Raw genomic sequence first — 16378 nt, forward strand, 5'->3', positions numbered from 1 at the left:
CCCGTCGGTGTGGGCCGGCGGCTCAGTGCAGGTCGGCCTCGAGGGCGAGCAGGCAGACGGCGACCAGGGGCAGCAGCGGCCATGCGGCGTTCATCCAGGCGGCGGCGCCGGTCGGGGCCTGGCCGGGCTCCGGGACCGACCGGCCCATCCGGGCGGCGCCCGCGGTGATCGACCGGGCGTAGGAGGCCAGCGACTCGGCGTCCACCACCCGGCCGGCGTCACGGATGGAGTCCCGGACCGTGGCGGCGTGCTGGTCGACGCGGGCCAGGAGAGCGGGTTCGGCGAACGCGGCGGCCAGGCCGTCGACACCGACACGGGCCATCGTCTCGTCGAGGTGGACGCGGGCGGGGCGGGCGGCGGCGATCGGGGCGATGGCGAGGTTCTCGTTCGTCATGCGGAAGACGCTAGAGGGCGGCGAGCAGCAACAACAGGTGGGTGACCCAACGGCACCCGAAGCACCAACCGGCCGGCAACCGATGCTCCCGGCCGGCACCCGTAGCACCCGTCCGGCACCGTGATCCGACCTCGTACGGTCTACTTTCCCCGGGTGGTTTTGGTCGTAAAGGGTGTTATGGGCAATCTTCTTCTCATGAGGATCGTCAAGTACTCGATTGTTGCCCTGCTGGCTGCCGCGCCGCTGCTGGGTGCTCCCGGCGCCGCGACCGCGGCGCCGACGCCGGGCGCGGCTCCCGGTGCCGCTGCCGCTGGCGGTGCCGGTGTCGCTGGCGGTGCTGCTGCCGCTCCCGGTGCCGCCGCGGCGCCGGCCGAGGTGCCGCCCGGGCTGGTGGCGCGATACAACTTCGACGGCGGAGCCACCGACGGCCGGGTCGCTGACCTGTCCGGCCGGGGCGGGCCGCTGACCGTCCGCGGTGCGGACACCGGTGCCGTCACGTTCACCGCCCTGGGTGCGGGGCGGTTCGCGACGTTCCCGGCCAAGTGCGCCACCGGGGCCACCACGTGCCCACGGGCGTTGCTCGAGGCGGCGGACGACGCGGACCTGGACCCGGGTGCGCGCAATTTCCGGTGGGCGGCGAGCGTACGGGTCAGCGCGGCCCAGCTCAACGGCAACGCCAACGTCATGCAGAAGGGCGTCGCCGGCACCGGCAGCCAGTGGAAGATGCAGATCAGCGGCAAGGCCGGGCGCGCGCAGTGCACGATGGTGGCGCGCGGCACCGGACAGAAGTTCACCGCCACGTCGGCACGTCCGGTCGCCGACGGCGCCTGGCACCGGGTGGTGTGTGAGCGGTCCGGTACGGCGCTCGTCGTGTCGGTCGACGGCACGCCGGTGGGCCGGGCCGCGGTGCCGGCGACGCTCACGGTCGACAACACGATGCCGCTGCGGATCGGCGGGCCGAACTTCCAGGCCGGCGCCGACATGTTCCACGGCCAGATCGACGACGTCTACGTCCAGCTCGTCTGAGCCGGTCCGGACACAACGGCGGCCCGGCACCTCGGTGCCGGGCCGCCGTTCTCGACCAGCCGCGTCCGCATGGTCTGACCGCTTCAGGCCAGTCGCGTCCGCATGGTCTGACCGCTTCAGGCCAGTCGCGTCCGCACGGTCTGACCGCTTCAGGCCAGTCGCGTCCGCACGGTCTGACCGCTTCAGGCCAGTCGCGTCCGCACGGCCTGACCGTTCAAGATCAGCCGCGCCAGAGGGCCGAGTCGGCGCGGCCGCGACTGGCGGGCCGCGTCACGACGGCTTCGCCGCAGCGCGGCCGCTTCGGATCAGCCGCGCCGGCAGGCTCAGACGCGCCGTCAAGGCGCGGCCGTGCCGGACCACGGCGGAGAGCGCGGCGTGCCGGACCTCGGCGGAGGGCCGGGGCGTGCCGGACCACGGCGGAGGGCGCCGGCGTGCCGGACCACGGCGGAGATGTTCGCCACCGCAGGCGCTGCACCCCGATCGTGGTCCCACTGATGCCGCCCGTGCATCAACCTTCGGGCCCTCGCGTTTTGACCCCGGTGGCGCCGGACACGCCGCCGGTGGCGAGATGTTGATCTGCTAGCGCTACGAAATCGCTGTGATCAAGGGGTCAAAACCGCGATTTCGCACCGCTAGCAGATCAACACCGCCGCGCGGAGCCACCGCAGCCGACTGCGGCTCCTTGTCCAGGGACCGCAACAGAGCCGAGGGCGAGCAACACCACGCCGGCGCAACCGGCGGAAGAGCTCGCCCTCGCTACTCGACCTCCCATAGGGACACCCAGGAGGACGGTCAGCTGCGGCGGAAGGCGTAGCTGCGGCCGCCCGCCGCGCCCGCCGCACGGGCGGAACGGTCGCGGCCGGAGCGTTCCCGGGCCGCCTGACGGGTGTCGCGGGCGTCTTGCCGCGTGGTGGCGCCGGCGCCCGGCCGGCGGGTGACGACAGGCTGCGTGACGACGGGCTGCGTGACGACGGGCTGCGTGACGACGGGCTGCGTGACGACGGGCTGCGTGACGACGGGCTGCGTGACGACGGGCTGCGTGACGACGGGCTGCGTGACGACGGGCTGGGCGACAACGGGCCGGGTGAGGCCGGCGGCGAGGTCGTCGCGGGCCAGGTCGTCGAGGTTCACGTGCACGGAGAACGGTGTGGCAGGCATGAAAGCACCCTCCAGGGAGGACGAGGAGACACAGGGGTGCCCGGAAACGAGCGAAGCGTGTGGGAATGCCGGATCCGGGCTCACGGGAAGCGCCGGCCCGTCGAGGGGCCGACCGGTTCACAGTGATGAAGGGGCGCCGGAACTGCGAGGCGCGCCGGATCGTCTGTCACAGCATGCGGCCACGCTAGGCCCGCCCCGGGTGGGCCGGCAACCGATTTATCGGGGCAGCGCAGCCACGGCCCGGTCGATCGTGGTGATCGCGGCCGGGAAGTCGACGAGCTGGTCCCGGACCAGCCGCAACCCGATCCGGAGCGCACCCTGCGGCACCCCGCGGCTGATCAGCACGTCGGCGGTCCAGCCGACGAAATCGGTGAAGATCTCCGGCTCGTCGAGGTAGAGCGCCGCGGCCAGGAAGTCGGCGATGTGGCCCAGATCTTCGGCCGTCGACTCGAGTTGTGCCTGGTCGTAGTCGCGGGCCGCCGGGTAGACCTCGGGGAGCCGGTCCATCGCGTTCCCGATCAGCTGCGGCCGGGATCGGACCAGGTGGGTGTACTCCTCGTCGCCGAGGAAGGTGCCGGGGTCGTCCGCCACCCAGCGCGGCGGCCAGTCGGTGGCCAGCCGGGCGATGGCCTCCTCGCCGGTGGCGGCCCACGCGTCGGCGCCGAGCCGCTGCGCGTAGCGCCCGTCGGGGCCGAACCCGCGGCCCCCGGCGATCACCGGGACCCCGGCGGCGCGGCACGCGGTGATCGCGGCGTGGGCGCGGGGCAGCCGGGTCGGGATCATGCAGCTGAGGGCGACCGCGTCCGGGCCGGTCTGGTGCAGGTGGGTGATCAGGTGCCGGCCGGGCACGCTGGCGCCGAGGAAGTCGACCCGCCAGCCGTCGAGGCGCAGCAGCTCGGCGAACATCCGGGCGGGCAGGCCGTGCCATTCCCCGTCCACGCAGGCGAGGGTGAGCCGGCCGCGGGTGGCCGGGACGGTGGTGCGGGCCGCGACGGCGGCGAGGACGCGCTCGCTGACGCCGGTGGCCGCGTGCTCCCGGGCCACGCCCCACTCGTTGGTGGCCCACAGCTCACCGACCCGCCGCTGGGTGGCGCCGATCAGGTCGTTGATCACTCGCTGGGCCGGTACGCCGGCGTCGAGCAGGGCTGTCGCGTGGGCGACGGCGGCCTGTTCGTCGCCGTCACCGACCAGCTCCAGGTAGTGGTCGAGGGCGAGGTCGACGGTGATGGCGGTCATGACCGGCTCCGGCTGCGACGGTCGCCGCGGCGGGCCGCGACCAGGTAGGGCGAGGCGTTCGGGGCGCCACCGCCGCGCAGGCTCAGCGGCGGGCGGGTGTGCGCGCGGACCGCCAGCATCGCGATGTCGTCGCGGGGCCCGCCGTTCACCCACTCGGAGACCAGCTGGCGCAACCGTTCCACCGCGACCGCGCCGGGCATGCCCTGGCAGCCGGCCAACTGCCGGCGCAGCCGTTCCTCGCCGAACTGCTCGTCGCCGGTGGGGCCGCCGCGCGCCTCGGTCAGGCCGTCGCTGTAGAGCAGGCACAGCTCGCCGGGCGCCAGCTCGACGGTGGCCGGGCGGACCACGGTCTCCGGCAGGACGCCGATCAGCGTGCCCTTGGTGGGTACGACGTCGACCGTACCGTTTGTGCGCAGGATCAGGGGTGGCGGGTGACCGCCGCTCGCGAGCCGGAGCCGCACCCGCCCCTGCTCGGCACGGTGCACCGTGCCGACGACCAGGGTGACGAAGCGTTGCCGGCGGCCGGACTGGAGCAGTGCCCGGTTGAGCACCGTGAGCATGTGATCCGGCGCGACGTCGACCAGGCTCAGCGCCCGCAGGGTCTGCCGCACCTTGCCGGTCATCACCGCGGCCTCCGGGCCGGTGCCGCAGACGTCGCCGAGCGCGATCACGGTGTCGCTGCCACCGTCGACCGGGCCGATGACCTCGTAGAAGTCGCCGCCGACCCGCAGCGAGTCACGGGCCGCCTGGTAGGAGGCGGCGAGCTCGAAACCCTCCGGCTGGGGCAGCTCCGGCGGCAGCAGGTCCGCCTGGAGCACCGCGGTGGTGTCTACCTGCTCCTGGTAGAGCATGGCCGCCGCGACGGCGGCACCGGCCCGGGCGGCGAAGACCCGGACCAGTTGCTCGTCCTCCGCGGAGAACGGGGCGTGCGGGCCGGTGCGCGCCAGCACCAGGGCGCCGGCCGGCTCGGCGTGGCCGGGCAGCGGGACGACCAGCAGCGCGCCGATCGGCCCCAGGTCGGCCGGGAACAGCCAGCCGGGCGCCAGCGCCGGGTCGAGCCAGCGGCTCGGGATCGGCGGGAAGCCGTCGAGCGCCTCGGTCAGCCCCGGCACCTCGGCGAGCACCCGCTCGGGGAGCGTGCCCTCCTCGGCGGCGTGCCCGGGGGAGAGGCGGATCCAGGCGCTGTGCCCGCCGGTGACGGGCAGGACCACGATGGCGGCGTCGGCCAGGTGCGCGACGGCCAGCTCGGCTGCGGTACGCGTACAGCGGCGCACGTGCAACGAGGCGGACAGCCGCCGCCCCGCCTCGGCCAGGAACGCGGTGCGGGACCGTTCCACCTCCAGCGCCGTGGCGTGCACGGTCTCGGAGGTGTGGTCGCGCAGGAACCAGGCGTAGTGGTCGTCGTCCAGGTCGCGCCGCATCCCGTACAGATGGCGGCCGTGGTGCTCGGCCCGGAACGAGTGCTGACCCGCGGCGAGCTCGCCCAGCGGGCCGGTGGTGGCGTCCTGCCCCGGCTCCAGGCCGGGCAGCAGGCGTTGTGCCTCGGCGTTCGCCAGCAGCACCGTGTCGCCGGTCGTGGCGCACAGCAGCATGGCCTCGGTCGCGGCCTCCAGGACGGCCCTGAGCAGGGCCGGCGCGGGCGCGACCGGGACCGTGCGCGTCAGCGGCTCGCCGGCATCCGGCGGCGTGAGCGCGGTCATCCGTTCGCCTCCCTGTTTCTCCCCCGTGAGCGTTGTCCGATCGGCTCCAGCCTACGTGGTCGGCGGATCAGTCTTCGATGTCGACCACGATCGGGGCATGGTCGGAGGGGCCTTTGCCCTTGCGGGCCTCGCGGTCGACAAGCGCGTCGGTGACCCGGGCGGCGACGTCGGCGGTGGCGTAGACGAGGTCGATCCGCATGCCCTTGTTCTGGTGGAACATGCCGGCGCGGTAGTCCCAGTACGTGTACGGGTGGTCGCCCTTGAGCGGCCGCGCCGGCACATCGGTGAGCCCGAGGGCGCGCAGCTCGGCGAGGGCCGTCCGCTCGGCCGGGGTGACGTGCGTGGACGCGGTGAACAGCGCCGGGTCCCAGACGTCGGCGTCGGTGGGCGCCACGTTGTAGTCGCCGGCCACCACGACCGGGCCGGCGGCCAGGTCCGGGACGAGCGCGTCCCGCAGCGCGGCCAGCCACCGCAGCTTGTAGGCGTAGTGCGGGTCGTCCGGGGTGCGGCCGTTCGGCACGTAGACCGACATGAACCGGATGCCGCCGCAGCGCGCGCTTATCGCCCGCGCCTCCGGGTCGGGGAAGCCGGGCTCGCCGTCGAAGCCGCGGCGCACGTCCTCCAGGCCGATGCGGGAGAGCAGGGCGACCCCGTTCCAGCGGCCCTGGCCGTACGCCGCCGTCTCGTAGCCCAGCTCCGTCACCTCGCCGGCGGGGAACGCGTCCTCGCCGACCTTGGTCTCCTGGAGGCAGACGACGTCCGGGGCGGTGCTGCCCAGCCAGTCGAGCAGGCGGGGCAGGCGAGCCTTGACCGAGTTCACGTTCCAGGTGGCGAAGCGCATCCGTCAAGCCTGCCGCATCCGGCCGGCGATCACCTGCGGCCGGGACCGATCGGACCGCGCGTCGCGGTGAACAGCGCGGCGGCGAGCCCGGCCATCAGCACGAGAAGCAGCACGGTCAGCATGGTTCTCCGATCGGCAGTGACGTGGCTTACACCAGGATTCCGCGAGCGAATAATGCCGGAGTTGGCCGCACGGCACCAGTCCTCCTGACAGGTTTGTCTCCGGGGAGGAAGACCGTACGGGGGAACGAACATGGATGTGGAAGTGCTGCCGGAGCTGCCGGCGGAGTTGTCCGAGGACGCCTGGGACTTCTACCAGGACTGTTTCGCCGACCTGGCCGTGCTGGCGGTGAACAGGCACCTGATGCACCGGCCCGAGTTCGACGAGCTGATGGCCGACAAACGGGCCGCCAAGTACGTGATCCGGGACGACGAGGGGCACGTGGCCGGGCTCGGTGTGATGACGAACCAGCTGGACGCGGTGCCGCTGATCTCGGCGGAGTACTTCGCGTACCACTGGCCGGAACACTACGAGCAGGGCCGGCTCTTCTACGTGGTCTTCGTCGGGGCGGCGCCGGGCACCCGGGGTACGGGCGTCTTCATCAGCCTGCTCCGGGAGATGTACAAGTCGATCGGCGAGGCCGACGGCAAGGTGTTCGTCGACATCTGCTCGTACAACGAGGAGCGGCACGCCCTGCCCCGGATGATCTCGATGATCCTGGGCCGGGTCGCCGGCCGGGCACAGCCGACCCGGCTGGACGCCCAGTCCTTCTGGATGTACGAGTTCCCGCCGCCCGGCACCGAGGTCCGCGAGGAGCGCCGCACCGGTTTCCGGGAGCGCCGGGCCGGTCTGCCGGAGCGCCGGGGTGTCAGGGGCTGAGCCGGCCTGCCGAGGGTTTGCCGGCCGGGCCGGTCACTCCGTCCGGCGGTGGCGGCCGTAGACCGACGCGATCGCGGGCATCTCCGGCTCCGCGATCGCGGGCTGCCGCCACCGCTCGGCGAACTCGTGCGCCGGCACCGCCGCACCCCACAGCCAGCCCTGGCAGTTGACCACGCCGACGGCGTAGAGGGCGTCGCGTTGCAGCGGCGTCTCCACGCCCTCGGCGATCACCCCGAGGCCGAGCGCGTGACTCATCGCCACCACCGCCCGGACGATCTCGTCGTCCTCGACGTTGACGCCGAGGCCGATCACGAACGACCGGTCGATCTTGACGCCGGTGACCGGGAAGCGGCGCAGGTAGCCGAGTGCCGAGAAGCCGGTGCCGAAGTCGTCGACGAGCAGCTTCACGCCGAGTTCCCGCAGCTCGAACAGCACCCGGGAGGTCACGCTGGAGCCGTCCACCATCACCGACTCGGTCATCTCCAGGGCCACGCAGTGCGCGGGTACGCCGTACCGCAGCATCTCGCCCGAAATGATCAGCGGCAGTTCCGGCTCGCTGAGCTGGCGGGGTGAGACGTTGATGGAGAGGTAGAAGTCGTCGCCGACGATGCCCTCGGAACGCCAGACGCCGAGCTGGCGCAGCGCCTCCTTGCGGACCCAGGTGCCGATGCTGCCGATCAGGCCGGCGTCCTCGGCGATCGGGATGAACGTCATCGGCGGGATCGCGCCGCGCTCCGGGTGCATCCAGCGCACCAGGGCCTCGGCACCGACCGGCACGCCGGTCTCCAGCCGCACGATCGGCTGGTAGTGGACGTGCAGCTGGTCCTCGGCGAGCGCCTGGCGCAGCGCCAGCTCCAGCTCGATCCGCTCCCGGACCTGGTCGTGCATCGAGGTGTCGAAGATCGTCGAGCGGCCCGGGCCCTCGCCCTTGGCCCGGTACATCGCGGTGTCGGCGTCGCGCATCAGCGCCTCGGCGGTGACCGCGGCCCGGGCGGCGTCACCGGCGGCGTGCGAGATGCCGATCGACGCGGTGATCACCACCTCGGTGTCGCGGACCAGGAACGGCCGGGCGAAGCAGCCGCGGATGTCGTCGACCAGGTGCAGGGCGCCGCCCTTCTCGCCGACGTACGCGAGCAGGAATTCGTCGCCGCCCACCCGGGCCACCGGTACACTGCCGGCCACCGCGGCCCGCAGGCGCCGGCCCACCTCGATCACCAGCTGGTCGCCGGTGTCGTGGCCCCAGGAGTCGTTCACCCACTTGAAGCCGTCCAGGTCGAGCATGTAGACCCAGACCCGGTCGTGTCCGTCCGGGTCGACCACCGTCACCAGACGCTCGATCTCGGCGGAGATGGACACCCGGTTCGGCAGCGAGGTGAGCGGGTCGTGGGTGGCCTGGTGCTCGGAGCGCAGCTGCGCGGCGACCTGCGCCTGGACCGCGGAACTGGCCCGGAACAGCAGCAGGCCGGCGATCAGCGCGCCGGTCACCGCGATCAGCAGCCGTGCGCCGGTGCCGCTGCTCCGGTCGCTGAGCAGCAGCGCGAACGGCAGGATCAGCGCCGGGGCGAGCAGGGCGAGGCGCTGCCAGCCCCACTCCTGCACCGGCGCCTTCGCGGCCCGGCTCATCTCGACGACCGACGGGTGCAGGGCGGCCACGCCGAGGGCCGTGTAGGCGAGCAGGAACGGCACGTTGTAGATCGGATCGGTGTAGATCTTCCCGCCGACCCCGGCGATCGCGTACGCGAAGTCGCCCGCGAACAGCATCAGCATCGTGCACGTCAGGGCGGTGAGACTGAGCGGCCACGACTTCGCCGTGAAGGTCAGGTTGACGATCAGCAGCAGGATGATCACGTCGAAGAGCGGGTAGGTGCCCTGGATCAGCGAGAGCAGGGCCGGTCGCCCGGTGGTCGCCGCGGCGGGCAGGGCCAGCAGCAGCGTGGTGGTCACGCCGGCGGCCAGGGTGACGATCAGCCCGTCCAGCACGGCGTGCCGGTCCAGGCTCGAGCGCTGGCGCAGCAGCATCGCCAGGAAGATGCCGAGCAGCATGTATCCGGTGAAGCTGAAGACGTCGGCCACCAGCGGCCACGGCATGTCCTGCTCGGTGACCGAGGGCCGGATGAGCACGCCGATCAGGAACGTCAGGGCGCCGGCACCCATCAGCAGCCAGGCGGTGGGCGGTTCGGCGCCCCACCGGCGGGGCCCGAGGAAGCAGGCCGTCACCGTCGCGATGCCGAGCACCAGGAAGCTGACGGTGCTGATCAGTGAGTCGGGGAACAGCGCGTAGAGGACCGTGGCGACCAGCCCGCCGGCGGCCAGCACCTGCCAGAGCCGCCGGGCGATCACGGGCGGGAGTGCGGGTTGCACCGGGCATTCCTCCCGAAGATCAAGGTTGGGATCAACGGTAGCAATCCGGGCACTTGACCAACCGGCGTTTAGTGAACTGCTCTCATGCTCGCGGCGCTGTGGGCGAAGACGGCCGGGCATCCGCCGCGCCGCAGCACCTCGCCGGCGACCGAGCCGAGCCGGCGCGCGCCGCCGGCGCCGCGCGGGCCGAGGACGACCAGACCGGCGTGCCGGCTGGCCCGCACCACGGTGGCCGCGGCCGGTCCGGTCAGCACCCGGTGGCGGGTGACCGGAAGTTCCGGCACCTCGGCGAGCATCTCGTCGAGGAGTTTGGCGCCGGCCTCCGCGGCGCCCAGGACGCCGTCGGGAACGACGTGTGCCACGTGCAGCGGACAGCCGTGCAGCCGGGCCTGCGCGGCGGCGAACCGGAGCCCGAGGCGGGCGAACGGCGAGCCGTCGACGGCGGCCAGGACCGGGCCGGTCGGCGGGCGCGGGCCGCGGGCCAGGGCCACCGGGCACCAGGACCGCGACACCAGGTCGCGGGCCAGCGCGCCGGTGCCGAGCCGGTCCAGGCCGGCGCCGCCGATCACCAGCAGGGCCGCGGTGCGGCTCAGCGCGACCAGCACCCGTCCCGGTGATCCATCCCGCAGTTGTCCGCGCGCATCGACGCCGGGTGTGGAACGCTGGGCGAAGGCGACCGCCTCCTCGACGACACGCGAGGCGGCCCCGCGGGCCGGGGCGTAGCCGGCGCCACCGGCTCCCGGACGCGGATCGGGCCAGGTGAAAGCATGAACGACGGACAACGCGCACCCGCGGGTGACGGCTTCCCGCGCGGCCAGCCGGACCGCGGCGCGACTGGCCGCGGTTCCGTCGGTACCCACCACGACGGGATCTCGCATCGGTCCTCCCGTAACAAAGCCGCAATATACCGACCATTGTCTATGGCGCAACGACCCATACGTACTGGTGACCAATGCCTCAACAGATGGCTGGCTGATGACCCATTCAGGTTGAGGGTTTACGGTGAACGGCAAAATCTTTGGGACATCTGCCGGTGAAGTGAGGGAAATACATGACGGATGTCAAGCTCGACCACCCTGGTGGCCAGCTGTCGATGTCGGTACGCGAAGCCGTCGACGGGCCGGGCGGCATCGACGTCAGTGCTCTTCTTAAAGAGACCGGCTACGTAACGCTCGACCAGGGCTTCGTGAACACGGCGTCGACCACGTCCTCGATCACCTACATCGACGGTGACCAGGGCATTCTTCGGTACCGGGGATACCCGATCGAGCAGCTTGCGGAGAAGAGCACCTTCCTTGAGGTGTCCTACCTGCTGATGAACGGCGAGCTGCCGACCGCCCCCCAGCTGCGGGACTTCGCGGACAAGATCCGCGTGCACACCCTGCTGCAGGAGGAGATGCGTACCTTCTTCTCCAGCTTCCCGCGGGACGCGCACCCGATGTCGGTGCTCTCGTCGGCGGTCACCGCGCTGTCGACCTTCTACCAGGACTCGCTCGACCCGCTCGACACCGAGCAGGTTGATATCTCCGCAATCCGCCTGATGGCGAAACTTCCGACGATTGCGGCGTACGCCTACAAGAAGTCGATCGGCCACCCGCTGCCCTACCCGGACAACTCGCTCGACTACGTCGAGAACTTCCTGCGCCTCACGTTCGGCCTGCCGACGCTGCCCTACGACGTCGACCCGAAGGTCGCCAAGATCCTCGACATGCTGTTCATCCTGCACGCCGACCACGAGCAGAACTGCTCGACGTCGTCGGTGCGGCTCGTCGGCTCGGCACAGGCGAACCTGTTCGCCTCGGTCTCGGCCGGCATCAACGCCCTCTCCGGCCCGCTGCACGGCGGCGCCAACGCGGCGGTGCTCGAGATGCTCGAGCAGATCCGCAAGGACGGCGGAGACGTCAACTCGTTCGTCACTCGCGTGAAGAACAAGGAAAAGGGCGTCAAGCTCATGGGCTTCGGCCACCGGGTCTACAAGAACTACGACCCGCGCGCCGCGATCGTGAAGAAGGCCGCCCAGGAGATGCTCTCCACGCTGGAGACGCCGGACCCGCTGCTGGAGATCGCGTTCAAGCTCGAAGAGATCGCTCTCTCCGACGAGTACTTCATCTCCCGCAAGCTCTACCCGAACGTCGACTTCTACACCGGCCTGATCTACAAGGCCATGGGCTTCCCGACGAAGATGTTCACGGTGCTCTTCGCGATCGGCCGGCTCCCCGGCTGGATCGCGCAGTGGCGCGAGATGATGACCGACCCGGCCAACAAGATCGGTCGCCCGCGGCAGATCTACACCGGCGCCCCGGTCCGCGACTTCGTCGCACTCGACCAGCGCTGACCCGCATCGATGACGCCCTGCCGGTGATCCGGCAGGGCGTTTTCGTGTGCCGGGCGTCTTCGTGCGCGCGGCGTCTTCCTGTGCCGGGCGCCGGGCGGCGCGGTCCCGGCCCCCCGGCCCGCCCGGTGCGGCATGCCGCGGGCGTCGCCTGGGCATGAAAGGGTCGAGGCAATCGGCTGATCACGCCGAGAGGCACCGCACCAGGGGAGACGCGCATGGACGTTGTGATCGGGATCGACACCGGTACCACCGCCACCAAAGGTGTCGCGATCGGTCCGCGCGGTGAGGTCCGTGCGCTGACAAGCGTGCACTACCCGCTTTCCGTGCCCGGCCCGGGCCGGGCGGAGCTGGACCCGGAACGGCTGTCCGCGGCCGCGGTGGAAGCGCTCGTCGACGTGGCCGGCCAGTGCCGCGAACACGGCGACCGGGTCACCGCGATCGGGCTCAGCGCGTTCCTGCACGCCCTCGTGCCGATGTCCGCCGACGGCACCCCGCTCGGCCCGCTGATCACCTGGGCGGACGGCCGCTCCGCCGCGCAGTGCGAGGCCATCGTCGCGTCCGGCCGGAAAGCGTCCCTCCAGGCGCGGACCGGCACGCCGGTGCATCCCATGTCGCCGCTCACCAAGCTGGCCTGGTGGGGTGAGAACGACCCGGAGGTGCTGCACGGCACCCCGCGCTGGGGCGGCGTCAAGGAGCTGATCGTCGCGGCGCTCGCCGACGAGCCCTTCCTGGTGGACCTCTCCCTGGCGTCCGGCACCGGGCTCTACGACATCCACTCCCGCAAGTGGGACGACGAGGCCCTGTCGATCGCCGGGGTCCGCGCCGGCCAACTAGCCGAGGTCGTGCCGACCGTCCACCGGCTGCGCCTGCGCGCCGACGTGGCCTCCGCCGCCGGACTGCCCCGCGACCTCCCCCTGATCATCGGCGCTGCCGACGGCCCGCTCGCCAACCTCGGCGTCGGCGCCACCCCGGCCGGCATCGCGGCCGTCTCGCTCGGCACCAGCGGCGCCCTGCGCACGGTCGTCGACCGGCCCACCAACGACCAGGCCGGGCGCCTCTTCTGCTACGCGCTCACCGAGGACCGGTGGGTGATCGGTGGCGCGGTCAACAACGCCGGGTCGGTGGTGCGGTGGGCGGGGGAGAGCTTCGCGGGCGGCTTCGAACGGCCCGGTGCCGAGGGTGAGGACGCCGACGAACGGGATGCGGCGCTGCTGGAGGAGGCCGCCGGGATCATCGCCGGCAGCGAAGGGCTGCTCTGCCTGCCGTACCTGCTGGGCGAACGGGCGCCGTGGTGGCGCCCCGGCATGCGCGGCGCCTACCTGGGGCTGCGCCGCGAACACACCCGGCCGCATCTGGTCCGGGCCGCCGTCGAAGGGGTCTGTCAGCAGCTGGCACTGGTCCGGGACTCGTTCGACGCCGAAGGCTGCCCGGTCACCGAGATCCGCGCCACCGGCGGGGCGGTCGCCTCCTCGCTCTGGGTGTCGATCCTCTCCTCGGCGCTGGACCTGCCGGTCGCGGTCGCCGACACGCCGGAGGGCACCGCGCTCGGCGCCTGCCTGCTGGCCCGGCACGCCCTCGGGGAACTGCCCGACCTGGACGAGGCGGCGGCGCTGGTGCCGATCGGCCGGCACACCACACCGGACCCGGCGGACGCGGCGTTCTACCGCAAGCTGCGGCCGCTCGTCGAGAAGTCGGCGCTGGCGGTGCTCGATGTGGTGGCCGAACTGGACCGGCTGGCGCCGGAACCACTGCCGGGCACCGAGAAGGCCGTCCGGTCGTGACCGTCCGTTCCGGGGCCCCGGGTGTCCGGGGCCTCGGTGCGGTGCGGGTCATCTTGATCGTCCTGGCGTAGGTCGCTGTCACCGGCCCGCGTTAGAGTGACCCGCGAGCGGTAGCGGAGGAACCCGGTGTGAGTCCGGGACGGTCCCGCCACTGTGACCGGGGAGCGACCCGCAGCACGCCACGGCGCACAGCCGGAAGGCGCGGGAACCGTCGATCCGGGAGTCAGGAGACTCCGGCCGCTCGGTTTGCCGACGCGCGGGCGTGGACACCCGCCGGAAGGGACTCCTGTGACAACTCCGTACCCGTTCTCGGCCGTGGTCGGGCTCGACGACCTGCGCCTCGCCCTGCTGCTGACCGCCGTCTCCCCGGCGGTCGGCGGGGTGCTGGTCCGCGGCGAGAAGGGCACCGCGAAGAGCACCGTGGTGCGCGCGCTCGCCGCTCTGCTGCCGGCGATCGACACGGTGCGCGGCTGCCGGTTCGCCTGTGACCCGGCCGCACCCGACCCGGCCTGCCCGGACGGCCCGCACCCGATCGGCGGCCCCGCCGACACCAGGCCCGCCAGGCTGGTGGAGCTGCCCGTCGGCGCCACCGAGGACCGGGTCGTCGGCACGCTCGACCTGCAGCGGGCGCTCAGTGACGGGGTCAAGGCCTACGAGCCCGGCCTGCTCGCCGCCGCGCACCGCGGCGTGCTCTACGTCGACGAGGTCAACCTGCTCCCGGACCACCTGGTCGACCTGCTGCTGGACGCGGCCGCGATGGGCCGCGCGCACGTCGAGCGCGACGGCGTGTCGGTCAAGCACGCGGCCCGGTTCCTGCTGGTCGGCACGATGAACCCGGAGGAGGGCGAGCCGCGGCCCCAGCTGGTGGACCGGTTCGGCCTGGTCGTCAACGTCTCCGCACCCCGGGACGCCGGGCAGCGGGCCGAGGTGGTGCGGCGGCGGCTCGCCTACGAGGCCGACCCGGACGGTTTCGCGACGCGCTTCGTCGCGGCCGAGCGGGAGTACGCGCAGCGCATCGCCACCGCCCGCGCCCAGCTGCCGGCGGTCCGGCTGCCCGACGCGGAACTGGACCGGATCGCCCGGGTCTGCCTGGCCTACGGGGTGGACGGCATGCGCGCCGACATCGTCGTGGCCCGCTGCGCCGTGGCCCTGGCCGCCTGGCACGGCCGGGACCGGGTCACCGCCGACGACGTCCGCGACGCGGCCCGGCTCGCCCTGCCGCACCGGCGCCGCACCGACCCGCTCGACCCGCCCGGCACCGACGAGGAGAAGCTCGACGAGGCCCTCGCCGAGGCGGAACGCCAGGCGGCCGCCGAGTCCGACTCTGCTTCTGATCCCGGCTCCGATCCCGATCCCGATCCCGGCTCCGGCTCCGACGGCTCGGGCTCCGGGCCTGACTCCGGGCCGGGCGGGGACGACCCGGACGGTGACGGGCCGCCGGACGGCGGCGGGGGAGGCGCGCCGCGCAACCCGCAGGACGGCGGCGGGCCGCAGGGCGCAGGCTCCGCAGCACCGGGTACGGGTGGGAGCACCACCCCGCAGCCCGCCGAGCAGAACGGGGCCGGACAACCGGAGAAGGCGGGCGCGGTCGCGAGCGCGGGCCCGGCGTACCGCACCAAGGCGCTGCGCATCACCGCCCGCGGCGACGGCGGTCACGCCGGTCGCCGGTCGCCGGCGTTCGCCCGCCGCGGCCGGGTGGTGGGCAGCCGCGCACCGGTGGGCAAACTGGCCGGGGCGCCGCACCTGCCGGCTACCTTGCGGGCGGCCCTGGACCGGGCGGGCGCGGAGGCGGTGCGGCCGTCCGGCAGTTCCGGCGCTTCGGCGGCAGGCGTTTCCGCGGCAGGCGTTTCCGCGGCTGCGGTTTCTGCGGCCGGCGGGTCCGGGGCCGGTGCTTCTGGCGCGGGGCGGGTGAGCGCGGGAGCTGCGCGGGTGCGGGTGCTGCCGCGGGATCTGCGGGAGTCGGTGCACGTGGGGCGTGAGGCGAACCTGGTGCTGTTCGTCGTGGACGCCTCCGGTTCGATGGCCGCGCGCAAGCGGATGACGCTCGTCAAGACGGCGGTGCTGTCGTTGTTGCGGGACGCCTACCAGCGGCGGGACCGGATCGGGATGATCACGTTCCGCGGGGCGGACGCCGATGTGGTGCTGCCGCCCACGTCCAGCCACGAGGTGGGTGTGATGCGGCTGGCCGCGCTGCGTACCGGCGGCCGCACCCCCATCGCGGCCGGCCTCCGTGCCGCCGCCGCCACGATCGCCACCGAACGCCGCCGCGACCCGCGCCGGCGCCCGCTGCTGGTGCTCGTCACCGACGGCCGGGCGACGAGCGGGCCCGATCCGCTGCGCGTGGCCCCGGCTCTGGCCGGGGTGTCCACCGTGGTGGTGGACTGTGAGTCCGGCCCGATCCGTCTCGGTCTGGCCGGTCGGCTGGCGACCGGGCTGAAGGCCGACATCATGCCGCTCGAACAACTACAGGCCTCGGTGCTGAACAGCCCCGCGGAGACCGGCCGCGCCTACCGCCGCGCCGCATGACGCCGACCGGGGGCACCCGGTCGATGTCGCGGACGGGAACGCCGCCCCGGGTGCCGCACGAGCGGTGATGCGGTTGCTCCGGTTTGGGGTTCGAGCCTGTCCCCCGCCGGGGGGTGAGGTGGCTGAGCCGCGCCGGGAGCG

Annotated in this window: 12 protein-coding genes and 1 riboswitch; of the genes, 5 read left to right on the plus strand and 7 right to left on the minus strand. The window is 73.0% G+C overall.

Annotated features, from left to right (window positions below; genetic code table 11):
• Window positions 1–22: 22 nt before the first annotated feature.
• On the minus strand, window positions 23–394 hold the full coding sequence (locus LPA41_RS29155; protein WP_229074104.1) for a DUF6401 family natural product biosynthesis protein: 372 nt from the start codon (window positions 392–394) through the stop codon (window positions 23–25).
• A gap of 195 nt (window positions 395–589) precedes the next feature.
• On the opposite strand from LPA41_RS29155, the gene LPA41_RS29160 reads away from it, so the two are divergent.
• Window positions 590–1420, plus strand: coding sequence for a LamG-like jellyroll fold domain-containing protein (locus LPA41_RS29160; protein ID WP_229074105.1), 831 nt, complete (start codon window positions 590–592; stop codon window positions 1418–1420).
• A 792-nt stretch (window positions 1421–2212) separates the two neighbouring features.
• Here LPA41_RS29160 and LPA41_RS29165 read toward each other — a convergent pair.
• From LPA41_RS29165 to LPA41_RS29180, 4 genes are all read right to left on the minus strand, one after another.
• Window positions 2213–2578, minus strand: coding sequence for a hypothetical protein (locus LPA41_RS29165; protein WP_229074106.1), 366 nt, complete (start codon window positions 2576–2578; stop codon window positions 2213–2215).
• Window positions 2579–2794: 216 nt separating this feature from the next.
• Window positions 2795–3814, minus strand: coding sequence for a B12-binding domain-containing protein (locus LPA41_RS29170; protein ID WP_229074107.1), 1020 nt, complete (start codon window positions 3812–3814; stop codon window positions 2795–2797).
• Window positions 3811–5514: a PP2C family protein-serine/threonine phosphatase gene (locus tag LPA41_RS29175; RefSeq protein WP_229074108.1), complete on the minus strand. Its 1704-nt coding sequence runs from the start codon at window positions 5512–5514 to the stop codon at window positions 3811–3813. The genes LPA41_RS29170 and LPA41_RS29175 overlap by 4 nt, the downstream gene beginning before the upstream one ends.
• Before the next feature lie 67 nt (window positions 5515–5581).
• The gene (locus tag LPA41_RS29180) at window positions 5582–6355 is read right to left on the minus strand and encodes an exodeoxyribonuclease III (protein WP_229074109.1); all 774 of its coding nucleotides are present in this window, start codon (window positions 6353–6355) and stop codon (window positions 5582–5584) included.
• Between the two features lie 252 nt (window positions 6356–6607).
• Between LPA41_RS29180 and LPA41_RS29185 the strand changes: the two genes are divergently transcribed.
• A complete protein-coding gene (locus tag LPA41_RS29185) occupies window positions 6608–7234 on the plus strand; it encodes a hypothetical protein (RefSeq protein ID WP_229074110.1) in 627 nt (208 codons plus the stop codon).
• A 33-nt stretch (window positions 7235–7267) separates the two neighbouring features.
• Here the strand turns inward: LPA41_RS29185 and LPA41_RS29190 are convergent, their stop codons facing one another.
• Window positions 7268–9595: an EAL domain-containing protein gene (locus LPA41_RS29190; protein WP_229074111.1), complete on the minus strand. Its 2328-nt coding sequence runs from the start codon at window positions 9593–9595 to the stop codon at window positions 7268–7270.
• A 68-nt stretch (window positions 9596–9663) separates the two neighbouring features.
• Complete coding sequence (locus tag LPA41_RS29195) at window positions 9664–10473, minus strand: universal stress protein (RefSeq protein WP_229074112.1); 810 nt, start codon at window positions 10471–10473, stop codon at window positions 9664–9666.
• A 173-nt stretch (window positions 10474–10646) separates the two neighbouring features.
• On the opposite strand from LPA41_RS29195, the gene LPA41_RS29200 reads away from it, so the two are divergent.
• The 3 genes from LPA41_RS29200 (at window position 10647) to LPA41_RS29210 (ending at window position 16237) form a co-directional block, all read left to right on the plus strand.
• Window positions 10647–11930, plus strand: a complete 1284-nt coding sequence (locus LPA41_RS29200) for a citrate synthase (RefSeq protein ID WP_229074113.1) — start codon at window positions 10647–10649, stop codon at window positions 11928–11930.
• 215 nt (window positions 11931–12145) lie between these two features.
• On the plus strand, window positions 12146–13711 hold the full coding sequence (locus LPA41_RS29205) for a gluconokinase (RefSeq protein ID WP_229074114.1): 1566 nt from the start codon (window positions 12146–12148) through the stop codon (window positions 13709–13711).
• 116 nt (window positions 13712–13827) lie between these two features.
• Window positions 13828–13945, plus strand: a riboswitch (cobalamin riboswitch).
• A gap of 12 nt (window positions 13946–13957) precedes the next feature.
• Window positions 13958–16237 carry a VWA domain-containing protein gene (locus tag LPA41_RS29210; protein ID WP_255690518.1) on the plus strand — a complete coding sequence of 760 codons (2280 nt, stop codon included), beginning with the start codon at window positions 13958–13960 and terminating at the stop codon, window positions 16235–16237.
• Window positions 16238–16378: the final 141 nt, after the last annotated feature.

Source organism: Actinoplanes sp. DH11 (assembly GCF_020873875.1).
Taxonomy (GTDB): domain Bacteria; phylum Actinomycetota; class Actinomycetes; order Mycobacteriales; family Micromonosporaceae; genus Actinoplanes.

Coding starts and splice junctions, on each gene's coding strand:
- LPA41_RS29200 (WP_229074113.1), top strand. CDS start 10,647: ATGACGGATGTCAAGCTCGACCACCCTGGTGGCCAGCTGTCGATGTCG.
- LPA41_RS29195 (WP_229074112.1), bottom strand. CDS start 10,473: ATGCGAGATCCCGTCGTGGTGGGTACCGACGGAACCGCGGCCAGTCGC.
- LPA41_RS29185 (WP_229074110.1), top strand. CDS start 6,608: ATGGATGTGGAAGTGCTGCCGGAGCTGCCGGCGGAGTTGTCCGAGGAC.
- LPA41_RS29175 (WP_229074108.1), bottom strand. CDS start 5,514: ATGACCGCGCTCACGCCGCCGGATGCCGGCGAGCCGCTGACGCGCACG.
- LPA41_RS29160 (WP_229074105.1), top strand. CDS start 590: ATGAGGATCGTCAAGTACTCGATTGTTGCCCTGCTGGCTGCCGCGCCG.
- LPA41_RS29170 (WP_229074107.1), bottom strand. CDS start 3,814: ATGACCGCCATCACCGTCGACCTCGCCCTCGACCACTACCTGGAGCTG.
- LPA41_RS29165 (WP_229074106.1), bottom strand. CDS start 2,578: ATGCCTGCCACACCGTTCTCCGTGCACGTGAACCTCGACGACCTGGCC.
- LPA41_RS29155 (WP_229074104.1), bottom strand. CDS start 394: ATGACGAACGAGAACCTCGCCATCGCCCCGATCGCCGCCGCCCGCCCC.
- LPA41_RS29180 (WP_229074109.1), bottom strand. CDS start 6,355: ATGCGCTTCGCCACCTGGAACGTGAACTCGGTCAAGGCTCGCCTGCCC.
- LPA41_RS29205 (WP_229074114.1), top strand. CDS start 12,146: ATGGACGTTGTGATCGGGATCGACACCGGTACCACCGCCACCAAAGGT.